Consider the following 13,133-nt stretch of genomic DNA (forward strand, 5'->3'; position numbering starts at 1 on the left):
GCTAAGCCTCACAGCGCCGATGGTACTGCAGGGGGGACCCTGTGGGAGAGTAGGACGCCGCCGAACAATTCTTCTGAAGAACCCCCGATCCATTCACGGATCGGGGGTTCTTCGCATTTCCGGGGTTTTGTCACCAGGCGCTCCCACCGGTCCCATCGGGGCCGGGACCGGTGGCCCGTGCGGCTGGGACAGCGGGCCTGGCAGCATGGCCTGGGCCAGGGAGGTGCGTGGATGAGAGGGTTCGCTACCGTCGGCACCGGCGTCGCCGGCGCCCTGACGGCGGCCGCGGCCGCACTGGTCTGTGCGGTGGTGTGGTCGGTCCTCGCGCTCACCCACCCCGGGGTGGCGGGCGTCAGCGAGAACTACTTCGCCGACGGACTCTGGCTCGCGCTCGGTCTGACGTTCACGCTCGCCGGCCTGTTCCTTGTGGTCAACCGGAACGGCCGGGGCATGGGCGTCCTCATGCTGGCCACCGGCCTGTTCCAGGCACTGCGCATGGTGGTGATCCTGGCCGCGGCGCTGTCCGGTGCCGGGCCGGCGGTCGCCGAGGTGATCACGGCCGTGGTGCTGGTCACCAGCTTCACCAACGCCTTCACGGTGGTGACCTTCCCGCTCTGGCTCCCCGACGCCCGTCTCCCCGGCGGGATCTGGCGCTCCGTGACCGTCCTGGTGGCCGCCTTGAGCGCCCTGTTAGCCTTCTCCGACACGGCCGCGGACTCCCAGTGGTACACCCTGCCGAACCCGCTCCACGACACCGCGCTGTATGCCCGGCTGGCCGGGTGGCTCAGCCTGTACACCTTCGACGTCTTCACCGCCGGCCTCGGGCTCACCCTCATGGTGGCCGCGGTCCGCTGGTGGCAGTCGCCCGGACCGCACCCGTACCTGCCCGAGGTCGTGGTGGCCTACGTGGTCTGGGCCGCCCTGGTCACCGTCCCGCACTACGTCGGCGACTACCCCGGGTGGTTGCCGTACGCGGTTCTCGTGGCCGGCGAGGCGGTCTGGATGCTGGTACCGATGGCCGCCTTCCGCCGCGACCGCCAGCTCTCGCTGGACCGGGTCACCCGGCGCTACCTGGCTGCCTACGCCTACCTCACCCTGGTGTTCATCGTCATCCTGTTCGCGGTCTACCTGATGCACCGCGTGCAGCCCGGTACCGGGGGCGGGACGCGGTGGTGGCAGCTGGTGGCGGCGGGGGTCCTGGGCGCTCTGCTGCGGCCGGCCGCGCGGGGCGTGGGGCGTGCCGTGGACCGGTACTACTACGGCGAACGGGCCCACCCGTACCAGTTGGTGCGGCAGCTGGCGGAGCGGATGAGCCACGCCGTGAACCCGGCGGACACCCCGCCGCTGCTCTGCCGGACTGTGGTGGAGGCGCTCGGGCTTCCGGCCGCGGCGGTCCGGATCCGGACCCGTGGCGGACCGCGTGAGCTGGCCCGTCTCGGGGCGGCAGACCGGCCCGGCGAGAGCTTTCCGCTCACCTACGAGGGTGCCGAGATCGGCGAGCTGCTGGTGCCGCCGCGCTACGGGCAGTCCGAGCTGGACCGGCAGGACCGGACGGTGCTCCGCCTCCTCGCCGACCAGGCCTCGCCCGCGATCGCCTCGCTCGGCCTCTACGAGGACCTCCAGGCCAGCCGCAAGCTGCTGGTGCTGGCCCGGGAGGAGGAGCGCCGACGGCTCCGCCACGACCTCCACGACGGCCTCGGCCCCGCCCTCTCCGGCCTGCGCCTGCGGATCGACGCCGCCCGCACCGACCTGCCCGACGGCTCGACCACCGCGGCCTCGCTCACCACGGCCTCCGCCGGCATCGGCCAGGCGATCACGGAACTCCGCCGGATCACCGACGGTCTGGCCCCCGCGCCGTTCGACGGCAAGGGCCTGACCGGTGCGCTCCGCCGGCTCGCAGCCACCCTCGGCAGCCGGCAGCTCCGGGTCACCCTCGACCTGCGGCCCGACCCGCTGCCCACGCTCCCCGCCGCCGTCGAGGTCGCCGTCTACCGGATCAGCGGCGAGGCCCTGAACAACGTGGTTCGTCATTCCGGTGCCACCGCCGCCCGGCTCACCCTCCGGGCCCCGCCGGACCGGGTCACCGTCGAGGTCACCGACAACGGCGCGGGCTTCCCCACCCACACCGCGACGTCCGGTGTGGGCCTCAGCTCCATGGCCGAGCGCGCCGAAGAGCTCGGCGGCACCTTCACCGCCACCAACGCCCCCGTCGGGGCCGTCGTCCGAGCCGTCCTCCCGCGCGGCCGGGCCGGGTGATCCGCCGCGTCGGACGAGCGGGCGAGCAGGCGGCGAGCGGGTGAGCCGGCACGGGGAACGGGACAGGCGACGGCTACGGAGCGTGCACGGGGATGTCGTGCAGGTGCTCGCCGTACGTGGTCACAGCGGGCGATATGCCCCGCTCACCTCCGGGAGGGGACCATGGGTGTATGGCCAGAGACACGGGCCCCGTCACCCGGCCGCCTCTGCGCCGGCCGGGTGGCCGTCGTGGGCGGCGAGATCCACGCGCAGTTACGAAGGAGCCTTCGGCGTACCGTCTGCGGTCGATGATGAACATCCGCAGCGTCGCCGGGCAGATGTTCGTCCTGCAGGTGTTGATCGTGCTGTTGCTCGTGGTGGCAGCCGTCGTCGCGCTGCTGATCCAGTCCCGCAGCGATCGGTACGACGCAGCGCGGGACCGATCGCTGGCCGCCGCCCAGGCGTTCGCCCACAGCCCCGGGCTGGTGGACGCCATGCAGGGCCCCGATCCGAGCGCCGTGCTCCAGCCGCTGACGGAGGCGGCCCGCAAGGACGCCCACGTCGACTTCATCGTGGTGACCGACCGGAACGGCATCCGCTACACGCACCCCCAGCCCGAGCAGATCGGCAAGCAGTTCGTCGGCACCATCGGCCCGTCGCTGAACGGTGCGGTCACCGTCGAGCAGGTGCACGGCCCGCTCGGACTGGAGTACCAGGTGGTGGTCCCGGTGGAGGATGCCAACGGTTCGGTCGTGGGCATCGTGTCGTCCGGGATGAAGGTCGCCAACGTGAGCAGCGCGGTCAACCGGCAGCTGCCGGTCGTCCTGGGTGCCGGCACGGTCGCGCTCGGCCTGGCCACGGCCGGTACGGCATTGGTGGGCAGACGTCTCCTGCGGCAGACCCACGGTCTGGGGCCGGAGGAGATGACCAGGATGTACGAGCACCACGACGCGGTGCTGCACGCGGTGCGCGAGGGCGTGGCCATCGTCGGTGGCGACGGCCGGGTCCGGCTCGCCAACGACGAGGCCCGTCGGCTGCTCGACCTGCCTCCCGACGTGGAGGGGCGCGCCGTCACCGATCTCGGCCTCGCTCCCCGGACGGCCGAACTGCTGGTCTCCGGCCGCGCGGTCAGCGACGAAGTGCTCCCGGTCGGCGAGCGTCTGCTGGCCGTCAACACCCGCCCCACCGACAGCGGGGGCGGCCCGTCCGGCAGTGTCACCACCCTGCGCGACTCGACCGAACTGCTCGCCCTCGCCGGGAAGGCGGAGATCGCGCGCGGCCGGCTCCGACTGCTGTACGACGCGAGCATGTCCATCGGCACGACGCTCGACGTCCGGCGCACCGCGGAGGAGCTCGCGCAGGTGGCCACCCGGGAGTTCTGCGACTACGCCACCGTCGACCTCGCCGAGGAGGTCCTGCGCGGCGAGGAACCGCCGGTCCTGACGGTCGGTGCCCCGGTGGAGCTGGAGCGGGTGGCGGTCACGGGCGTCCGCGACGACTCGCCGTTGTACCCGCAGGGGGAACTGGTCAGGTGGGCCGGGAGCACCCCGCACGCGGCGGGCTTCGTCAGCGGGCGCTCCGCGCTGGTCCCCGAGGTGGCGGTCGACGCCGGGTGGCGCAAGCAGGACGCCGAGCGCACGCGGGCGGTCATGGACTTCGGCCTGGTGTCGCTGGTCGCCGTCCCGCTGACGGCACGGGGCGTGCTGATGGGCGTCGCGTGCTACTGGCGCGGCCGGGACAAGGAGCCGTTCGACGAGGACGACCTCTCCCTGGGCGAGGAGCTGGCCGCCCGGGCCGCCGTGTCCATCGACAATGCCCGCCGCTACACGCGCGAGCACACGATGGCCGTCACCCTGCAGCACAGCCTGTTGCCGCGCGGGCTGCCCGAGCAGAGCGCCCTCGACGTCGCCTACCGCTACCTGCCCGCCCAGGCGGGGGTCGGCGGTGACTGGTTCGACGTCATCCCGCTGTCGGGGACCCGGGTGGCGCTCGTGGTGGGCGACGTCGTCGGCCACGGCCTCCACGCGGCCGCGACCATGGGCCGGCTGCGCACCGCGGTCCAGAACTTCTCCACCCTCGACCTGCCGCCGGACGAGCTCCTGGGTCACCTGGACGACCTGGTCACCCACATCGACCAGGAGGCGGCCGCGGTCGAGGGGTCGCTGGCGATCACCGGCGCCACCTGCCTCTACGCCATCTACGACCCCACCACCGCCACCTGCGTCCTGGCCCGGGCGGGCCATCCCCCGCCCGCGCTCGTCCGCCTGGACGGCACGGCGGAGCTGCTGGACCTTCCCGCCGGTCCGCCGCTCGGCCTGGGCGGGATGCCCTTCGAGGCGATGGAGGTGCGGCTCGACCCGGGCAGCAGTCTGGTGCTCTACACCGACGGCCTGATCGAGGACCGCACCCGTGACCTCGGGGTCGGCCTGGACGTGCTGACCGCCTCCCTGGCCCGGCCCGACCGGTCGCCCCAGGAGGCCTGCGACGCCGTGCTCGACGCCCTGCTGCCCGCCCGCCAGACCGACGACATCGCGCTCCTCGTCGCCCGCACCCGGGTGCTGGAGCCCGGCCGGACCGCCGAGTGGCAGGTGGACGAGAACCCCGCGGCCGTGGCCCGGGCCCGTGCCGATGCCACCCGGCAGCTCACCGAGTGGGGCCTGGACGAGGCGGTGTTCGTCACGGAGCTGGTGCTCAGCGAGCTGGTGACCAATGCGATCCGCTACGCGACCGGTCCGATCACGATGCGGCTGCTCTACGACCGGACGCTGATCTGCGAGGTCTCGGACACCAGTAGCACCGCCCCGCACCTGCGCTACGCCGTCGCGGACGACGAGGGCGGCCGCGGCCTGTTCCTCGTCGCGCGGCTCGCCGAACGCTGGGGCGTCCGCTACACCTCGCAGGGCAAGATCATCTGGGCGGAGCAGTTCCTGGAACCGGGCGCCGGGACGGCCTGGCCGCTGGACGCGATGGCCTGGCCCGTCGACGACGCGGCCTGGCCCGCGGACGAGTAGGACGAGGACGAGGACGGGGCGGGCGGGGGACGCCCGGCCGGTGGGGCCGTGGCGGTGCGCGCCGCCCGGCCGGCCGGGGGCTCAGCGGCGTGCGCGGCGGGCCCGGAGGTACTCGCGGCCGAGCAGGCGGAGGGCGGCGGGCTTGGAGGGGCCGGCCGAGCGGCGCAACAGGGCGGGGATGTCCGCGCGGGCGGCGGTGCTGGTCAGTTCGTCCAGGCCGATCATGCAGCGGACCATGGGCCGGTGGGCGGGCGGCACGAGGCCGGCCACGGCGCGTCCCTCCGCGAGGGTGCGGTCGACCAGGTCGAGCTGCTCGGTGATCATCGCCCGGACGGCGGGGAGATCGCGGGCCTGCTCCAGATCGGCGCGGGTGACCCCGTGCCGATCGAGGGTCTGCGCGGGGATGGTCAGGCGGCCGTCGGCCAGGTCCTCGGCGAGGTCGCTGACGAAGTCGAGCCGCTGACTCGCGTCGATGAAGGTGCGGCAGGCGGCCCGGTAGGCCGTCCGGTCGCCGTCCGGGCCCAGCAGGGTGGCGACGACCATGAACGCGGGCAGCGAGTAGGCGTCCACGTAGCGCTGGTAGTCGGCCTCGGTGGCGAATCCGGTGAAGTCGAGGTCGGCGAGGGCCCCGGCGAGGTGCTCCAGCGCGCGGTCGCGCAGGGCGGGGTGGGCGGTGACGGTGTTCAGCAGGGGCCGCAGCTCGGGGTGGTCGGTGCCACCGGTGGCGAGGCCGTCGGCGACCTCCTGCTCCCAGCGCGCGTACGCCGCCTTCCGCCCGTCGAGCGGGCCGCTGTCGAGCAGGCTGTCGGTGCGGTGCATGAAGGCGGTGGCCGCGATCACGTGCGGCACGAGCGGCGCCGGCAGGAGGAGCCGTGCGGCGAGCACGGCCTCCCGCTTGTACTGCTCGACCTGCCGGTGCTGCCGGCTGTAGTCCGCGCGCAGTCCGGGGTCGTCGATCCCGGCCGCGTCCAGAGCGCTCTCCCAGCTGCCCACGCGTGTTCGCCCCTCCCTGATCGGTGTACACCGAGCCTAGACGGCCGGTGATCACCGGCCGGACGGGAGGTCGATTCCCGGCCCCACCGCGCGGTGCGGGCCCGGTGGGGCTTCGGGAGGCGGATCAGTGAGCGTTTTCAGCTCCGTCACTCCAGGGTGACGCGGTGGCCCTCGCTTGAGCCCGGGAAGCTCCTCGGCTGGGCCCGCCGGGCACAGTGGGTTGTCTGTGAAAAGTCGCTTGGCGGTCACTTCGCTGAGGGCCGGCCCTGCGCTTCGGGGCGGAAGACAGTCGTGGGGAGGAATGGAGCGCATGCTCGAAGTACCATCCCTGCAAGGTTCTCCGGCCGGTACTTCCCAACCTCCGCAGTGGCGTAATCGGACGGAAACATCCCTGTAGAGAACCCAGAGGGCAGAGGGCGATGAGTGTGGCTGAGAGTTGGTCGCGTGTGATGAGTCTTCTTCGGGAGCACGCGCCGGCCGATCACGCGGAGCTGCCAGGGCCCGCTACGGAGCCTATGCTCGCGGCAGCCGAGGAACGGATGGGGATCTCCCTGCATGGGGACCTGCGGACCTGGCTGTTGCAGAACAATCTGGATCTGCCGGAGGAAGACGTCGACGACGACGTAATGTGCTGCGGCTTCGACGGGTTCCCCGACGAGGGAAGCTTCTTTCTGGGCATCCGGGCGATGGAGAGGCTCTACGCGAACCGCTCCACGTCGTGCGGATTCGACCCTCCGGGCCAGCCGGACAATCCGTTCTGGCGTAACGAGTGGATCCCGTTCCTGTCGGACCAGGACGGCTGGATGGGAAAGTTCATCGATGTGCGGGACGGACGCGTCGGCAGCTGGTTCGTGAGTGGCCCCACGGTCACGGGCGAGTACGAATCGATGGCCCAGTATTTCGACTCCGTAGCGGAGACGCTGACGAGGATCGCCGATGGAAGCTCCCCGGTCTGTCGGTTCACCGAAGGTCGACTTGCCTGGTCGTGAGGCGGTTCCCAACTGGATGACGGCCATTACCCATCCGTCCTCACCCTGGAACGGCAATGAGATTCATCAGCGCTGACGGGGTGAGGACGGCTGCGGCGATGTTCCCGACGGATATGCCGAAGCCGGCGGCGATCTGTGCGAGCGTGTCGTGCCGGCGTAGGTAGACCAGGCCGACGAGGGAACGCCGGTGGGGCGGGAGCCTGCAGCGTCGGTCACCCTCACGGGTGACGATGGGCATGGATACCCACTCGACCAGGGCGTGCGGCAGGTCGAGTACAGCAGGATAGGGAGCCAACGAGGCTCCTGCGCTGAAGAGTTGAGACCGAACACCTCCCTCAACGGCACGGGAACCTCGTTCGTTGCGGGACGCCGGCCCGTCGCCCGATCAGTGGCCACTCTGAAAGAGCTCAGTGATCGGGCTCAGTGGGGGGAGAGGACCAGACGGCGGGTGTCGTTCCGGTAGCCGAGGCGGTCGAAGGCCGCGGACATCGGGGTGTTGACGAGATCGGTGTCCGCGCGGACGCGTTCGGGTGCGGTCTCGGCGGCGAGGATCCGGGTGATCTCGGCGAGGATGTCGTCCCCGTACCGGCGGCCGCGGTGCTCCGGGACGACGCCCAGGTAGCCGACGACGGGAAAGGCGTGGTTGCGGGAGGGGATGCCGAAGCCGACCGGCTCGCCGTCCGGCGTGCGGGCGATGCGCCACCAGGAGCGGTCGCCGAGCATGGTGTCGCGGTAGAAGGCGACGTCGGCGCGGGCCTGGGCCTCGGCGCCGAGGCGTTCGGCCTCCTTGCGGGAGTCGGCGTCGAGGGTGCCCACCAGGACCCGGCGGAACAGGTCGACGAAGACCTCGTCCTCGGGCTCGGGCTGGAGGACGAGGCGGCCGGACGGCTCCGGGAGGCCGACCGGGGGCGTCCACTCGTAGCGCAGGCGTTCCAGGCCCACCGGGAGGCCGGCCCGCCGGGCCGCCTCCCGGCGCCAGGCCACGGCGGCGACCGCCTCGGGACGGTCGCGCCAGTCGCCGGGGAGGACGAGGTGGTACTCCGGGGCGGCGTCGGCGCCGGCCCCGGCGTAGGCCGCGTGGGCGGCGGTGAGCAGCTGAGCGGCCAGGTCGGTGCGGTCGGCGGCGGACTGCACCGAGTCGTGGACGAACACGGCGTCGAGGGCGTCGGGCAGGTCGCCGTCCGGGTCGCCCCACCAGACGGCCAGCGCGAGCGGGGCGCCGCCGGGGGCGTCCTCGGCGACCCAGGTCCAGTCGGGGCGGTACTCGCCGTCGGCGAGGCGGGTCCGGTAGGTGTCGGCCGTCAGGCCGGTGGCCGGGTCGGGCACGATCAGCGGGAGGACGCGGTCGAGGTCGGACGGGGCGGTGGGACGGACGATCACAGTGGCTCCGCATCGGTGGAGTTGGCGGGAATCCTGGTCAGGGCGGTTCTATCGCACCCGATCGGTTCCGGGGGCGGAAGCGCCTCGACGGTGTGGCGGCGACCGGCCAGGCCGGTCACGGCCAGGAGCAGGCCGGTGCAGCAGAGCAGCAGGGCGCTGCCGCGGTCCCGGTCGGTGCCGAGGAGGCGGCCGAGGGTGGAGTCGAGCGGGCCGCCGGGGGCCACCAGCGGCTCGCAGACCTGTGCGGCGAGCGGCCCGGCCAGCAGGTAGCCGAGCAGGGTGCCGGCCTGGGTGAACATCCGGCGCAGGGCGAAGACCCGGCCCTGTGCCTCGGCGGCCACGGCGGACTGCCAGAGCACCTGGGCGCAGCTGGTCACCACCGGCAGGCCGAGGAAGAACGTGAAGGCGGCCGCCGCCAGTGCGGCGGGGCGCGGGTGGAGGCCGGCGGCCAGGACGGCGCCGCCGCTGAGAACGGTGGCCGAGGTGACCCAGGCGAGCGGCCGGCGCGGGCCGGACCAGATCGACATGGCGACACTGCCGGCCGCCAGCCCGAGGCCTCCGGCGGTGCTGACCGTGGCGACCGCGGCGTTCTGGCCGTCGGCCGGGGTGCCGGCGAGCACCAGGGGCAGCAGCAGGGCGGTGGCGGCGGCCTCGGCCGCGTTGAGCACGGTGACCACGCGGAGCAGGTGCCGCAGTCCCGGCTGGCCGGTGAGCAGCCGCCGGCCCTCGGCCAACTCGGTCCGCCAGCCCCGGCGTTGCGCCGCGTCGGTGGCGCGCCCGGGTGGGCGGTCCCGGTGGCCGGCCGGCTCGGGGAAGCGGGCTATCAGCAGGGTGAGCAGTCCCAGTGCGAACGAGACGACGTCGGTCAGCAGGACGGCGCGCAGCCCGCCCGCGCCGAGCAGGAGGGCGGCGAGCATCGGGCCGAGCAGCTGGGCCCCGGCCAGGGCTGTCTGGGTCATCGCCCCGGCCCGGCCGCGCTGTTCGGGCCGGACCATGCCGGTGACGGCGGCGGCCAGTGCGGGCCACTGGAAGGTGGCGCAGCAGGACTCCACGACGGTGGTCGCGTAGACCTGCCAGACGGCCAGGTGCCCGGTCGCCTCGGCGGCGGCCATCGCCACGGCGGCGAGCATGGCCGCCGCGTCCGCACAGAGCAGGACGGTCCGGCGGCGGTGGCGGTCCACGAGGACGCCGGCGGCCGGGGCGGCCAGCATGCCCGGGGCGAAGCCGAGCAGCAGGCCGGTGGCGAACTGGGTGACGGAACCGGTCTGTTGGTAGATCCACAGGCCGAGCGCGAAGCCGGAGATGCTGGAGCCGACGGCGGTGAGCAGCCGGCCGGCCCAGATGAGCAGGAACGTGGTCACGGCACCTCCGGAGGGGGCGGGGGAGGAGCGAGGGAAAGGGGCATGGCAGGGCTCCGCTACGAGGTGGCGAGGGAGGGGTGGCACGGGAGGGGCGGGCGGGGGCCGGGGTGGTGCGGCTGGCGGGCCGTCCGCACCACCCCGGCTCCGGTCAGCGCAGGTGGGCGGCCAGGATCGGACCGATCACGTCCAGGGCCTCCGGCGTGGTGAAGCGGCTGTGCGGGATGTCCAGCGGGTGGTTCTCGATCGGGCCGTCCACGTGCTCCGTCCACAGTTCGGTCAGCGGGGTGCCGTCGGAGCCCCGGCCGGGCAGGGCCTCGAAGAAGAGCACCCGCCCCCGGTAGCGGCCGGGCTGTTCGCCCCGGGCCAGCGCGATGTTGTTGGCGGTCACCTTCACCAGCCGGTGCAGCGCCGCCGGGTCCAGCCCGGCCAGCACACTGCCGCGCACCCGCAGCAGCTCCAACACCGCCTCGGCGGTGGGGAGTCCGTCGCCCAGGGCGTCGCCGTCGCCGGCCGTCGCGGCGGTGGGGGTTGTGGCGTCTGCGCCGGGCTCGTCGAGGTCGAGGCCGTCCAGCGCCAGCGAGAGGATCTCCGCGTCGCTGGGCCGGCCGGCGTGCCGGAACCGGCCGGTGGGGTGCGAGTCGAGCATCGCCAGCAGCGCCACCTCCTTGCCCGCCGCCTGCAGTTGACGGGCCAGTTCGTGGGCCACCGTGCCGCCGAACGACCAGCCGAGCAGGTGGTAGGGGCCGCTCGGCTGCACCTCCCGGATCAGCCGCAGGTAGTCGGCCGCCATCTCGGCGACGCTGCCCGGCAGTTCGCCGTCCCCGTCGAGCCCGCGGGCCTGCAGTGCGAACAGCGGCCGGTCGCGGTCCAGATGGCGGACCAGGCCGGAGTAGCACCAGCCGAGGCCGCCGCCGGGGTGCACGGCGAAGAGCGGCGGACGGGTGCCGCCGGTCCGCAGCGGCAGCAGCTGCCCGAGCCCGTCGGAGGATCCGGTGTCGCCCTCGCCCTCAATCCGCTCGGCGAGCAGGGCGACGGTCGGGGTCTCGAACAGGGCCCGCAGGCCGACCCGGACGCCCAGTTCGTCACGGATCCGGGCGGTCAGCCGGGCGGCGAGCAGGGAGTGGCCGCCGAGGTCGAAGAAGTTGTCGTCGATGCCGACGGTTTCGGTGTTGAGGGTGGTGGCGAAGAGGCCGCAGAGGACTTCCTCGCGGGGCGTGCGGGGTGCGCGGCCGGCCCCGCCGGTCGTGGTGGCCGGCGCGGGGAGGGCGCGGCGGTCGAGCTTGCCGTTGGGGGTGAGCGGGAGGGTGTCGAGCAGGACGACGGCGGACGGGACGAGGTGGGCCGGGAGTCGGGCCGCGGCGGTGGCGCGGAGTTCGGCCGGGTCCGGGAGGGCGTCGTCGGTGGGGACGAGGTAGGCGACGAGCCTCGGGTCGCCCGGGTAGTCCTCGCGGAGCAGGACGGCGGCCTGGGCGATGTCGGCTCGGCCGGTGAAGTGGGTTTCGATCTCGGCGGGTTCGATGCGGAAGCCGCGGAGCTTGATCTGGTCGTCGGTGCGGCCGAGGAACTCCAGCCGGCCTTCGTGGTGCCAGCGGCCGAGGTCGCCGGTGCGGTACATCCGGGAGCCGGGCTCGCCGAACGGGTCGGGCAGGAAGCGCTCGGCGGTCAGAGCCGGGCGGCCGAGGTAGCCGCGGGTCACCAGGTCGCCGGCGATGTGGAGTTCGCCGCCGACGCCGATCGGCAGCGCCCGCAGCGCCTCGTCCAGCACGTACATCCGGGTGTTCCAGACCGGCCGTCCGATGGTGATCACGCCGGAGGGCGCGGTGTCGCCGGGCTCGATCCGGAACTCGGTGCAGCCGACGGTGGTCTCGGTCGGACCGTACTCGTTGATCACGGTGGCGCCCGGGTGCCGGCGGCGCCATTCGTCCAGCACCTCGCCCATCAGCGACTCGCCTCCGAGCACCAGTTGCTCGCTGGGTGAGAAGCGCTCGGGCAGCGCGGTCAGCAGCGCCAGGTGGCTCGGGGTGGCCTTGACGAAGGCCGGGCGCTCGAACTCCCCCGCCGTGGGCGCCTGGTCGTCCAGCTCGATCAGCTGGACGGTGCCGCCGCTGGTGAGCGGGGCGAACAGGCCGGTGACGGTGAGGTCGAAGGAGACCGGCGAGTGGACCAGGGCCCGGCCGGCCACGCTGCCGTAGGCCTCGCGGGCCCAGGCCAGGTAGGCGTCCAGCGAGTGGTGCTCGACCACCACGCCCTTGGGGCGCCCGGTGGAGCCGGAGGTGTAGATCACGTAGGCCGGGTTGCGCAGCGACAGCGGCGCCGAACGGTCGGCATCGGTGAGGTCGTGCGCGGGCAGGGCGGACAGTGCGGCCACCGTGTCCGGGCCGTCGAGCAGCAGCTGCGGGTGCTCGGTGGCGGGCAGCCGGACAGCCGCCTCGGTGGTGGTGAGCACGCAGAGCGGCCGGGCGTCGGCGAGGGTGTAGGCGATCCGCTCGGCCGGGTGGGTGAGGTCGATCGGCAGGTACGCCGCACCGGACTTGAGCACCGCGAGCACGGCCACCAGGGTCTCCACCGAGCGTGGGACGGCGAGTGCGACCAGTCGCTCGGGGCCGGCGCCGCGGGCCACCAGGTGGCGGGCCAGGCGGTTGGCGGCGGTGTCGAGTTCGGTGTAGCTGAGGGTGTCGGTGCCGCAGGTGACGGCGGTGGCGTCGGGGGTGCGGGCGACCTGGGCCGCGAACAGCTCCGGCAGCGTCCGGCCGGGGAGTTCGCGCGTCGGGCCGTTCCAGTCGGTGAACAGGGCCCGGCGTTCGTGCTCGGTGAACAGGTCGATGTCGTGGATGGGGGTGTCGGGGTGTTCGGCGGCGCTGCGCAGGATGCGCTGGAACTGGTCGGCGAGGCGTTCGACGGTGGCGGGTTCGAAGAGGTCGGCGGCGTACTCGACGGTGACGGTGAGGCCGTCGGGGGCGCCGTCGGCAGTGCGCTGCTCGGTGACGGTGAAGGAGAGGTCGAACTTGGCCGTCCGGCCGGACTCCTGCTCCGGGCCGACCGGCGCCGCCGATGACCAACTGTCCGTTCCCGTGGTGGTGTTGTTGAGGGTGAGGATGGTTTGGAAGAGGGGGTGGTGGTGGGGGGTGCGGGTGGGGTTGAGGGCTTCTACGAGGCGTTCGAAG

The 13,133-nt window shown here is 73.4% G+C and carries 7 protein-coding genes and 1 pseudogene; 3 read left to right on the forward strand and 5 right to left on the reverse strand.

Going from position 1 to position 13,133, the window contains the following annotated elements:
- Positions 1-231 precede the first annotated feature (231 nt).
- Together ACIPSC_RS38775 and ACIPSC_RS38780 are read left to right on the forward strand one after the other, a co-directional pair.
- Positions 232-2,256 (forward strand): sensor histidine kinase, encoded by a 2,025-nt coding sequence (locus ACIPSC_RS38775; protein WP_400835050.1) that lies wholly within the window; start codon positions 232-234, stop codon positions 2,254-2,256.
- A 287-nt stretch (positions 2,257-2,543) separates the two neighbouring features.
- Positions 2,544-5,246, forward strand: coding sequence for a SpoIIE family protein phosphatase (locus tag ACIPSC_RS38780; protein WP_400835053.1), 2,703 nt, complete (start codon positions 2,544-2,546; stop codon positions 5,244-5,246).
- An 81-nt stretch (positions 5,247-5,327) separates the two neighbouring features.
- Here ACIPSC_RS38780 and ACIPSC_RS38785 read toward each other — a convergent pair whose 3' ends face one another.
- Positions 5,328-6,239, reverse strand: coding sequence for a phytoene/squalene synthase family protein (locus tag ACIPSC_RS38785; protein ID WP_400835055.1), 912 nt, complete (start codon positions 6,237-6,239; stop codon positions 5,328-5,330).
- A 449-nt stretch (positions 6,240-6,688) separates the two neighbouring features.
- On the opposite strand from ACIPSC_RS38785, the gene ACIPSC_RS38790 reads away from it, so the two are divergent.
- The gene (locus ACIPSC_RS38790; protein ID WP_400835058.1) at positions 6,689-7,228 is read left to right on the forward strand and encodes an SMI1/KNR4 family protein; all 540 of its coding nucleotides are present in this window, start codon (positions 6,689-6,691) and stop codon (positions 7,226-7,228) included.
- A 64-nt stretch (positions 7,229-7,292) separates the two neighbouring features.
- On the opposite strand, the pseudogene ACIPSC_RS38795 reads toward ACIPSC_RS38790, so the two are convergent.
- From ACIPSC_RS38795 to ACIPSC_RS38810, 4 genes and pseudogenes are all read right to left on the reverse strand, one after another.
- Positions 7,293-7,523: pseudogene (locus tag ACIPSC_RS38795) on the reverse strand (transposase family protein); the annotation flags it as partial.
- A 125-nt stretch (positions 7,524-7,648) separates the two neighbouring features.
- Complete coding sequence (locus ACIPSC_RS38800; protein WP_400835061.1) at positions 7,649-8,608, reverse strand: GNAT family N-acetyltransferase; 960 nt, start codon at positions 8,606-8,608, stop codon at positions 7,649-7,651.
- A complete protein-coding gene (locus tag ACIPSC_RS38805) occupies positions 8,605-9,969 on the reverse strand; it encodes an MFS transporter (RefSeq protein WP_400835064.1) in 1,365 nt (454 codons plus the stop codon). Before ACIPSC_RS38805 ends, ACIPSC_RS38800 begins: the two co-directional genes overlap by 4 nt.
- A 148-nt stretch (positions 9,970-10,117) precedes the next feature.
- Positions 10,118-13,133 (reverse strand): amino acid adenylation domain-containing protein (locus ACIPSC_RS38810; RefSeq protein ID WP_400835067.1); only part of this gene is annotated, 3,016 nt, incomplete at its 5' end.

The organism is Kitasatospora sp. NPDC090091, assembly GCF_044747365.1.
GTDB lineage: Bacteria > Actinomycetota > Actinomycetes > Streptomycetales > Streptomycetaceae > Kitasatospora.

Coding starts and splice junctions, on each gene's coding strand:
- ACIPSC_RS38775 (WP_400835050.1), top strand. CDS start 232: ATGAGAGGGTTCGCTACCGTCGGCACCGGCGTCGCCGGCGCCCTGACG.
- ACIPSC_RS38780 (WP_400835053.1), top strand. CDS start 2,544: ATGATGAACATCCGCAGCGTCGCCGGGCAGATGTTCGTCCTGCAGGTG.
- ACIPSC_RS38790 (WP_400835058.1), top strand. CDS start 6,689: ATGAGTCTTCTTCGGGAGCACGCGCCGGCCGATCACGCGGAGCTGCCA.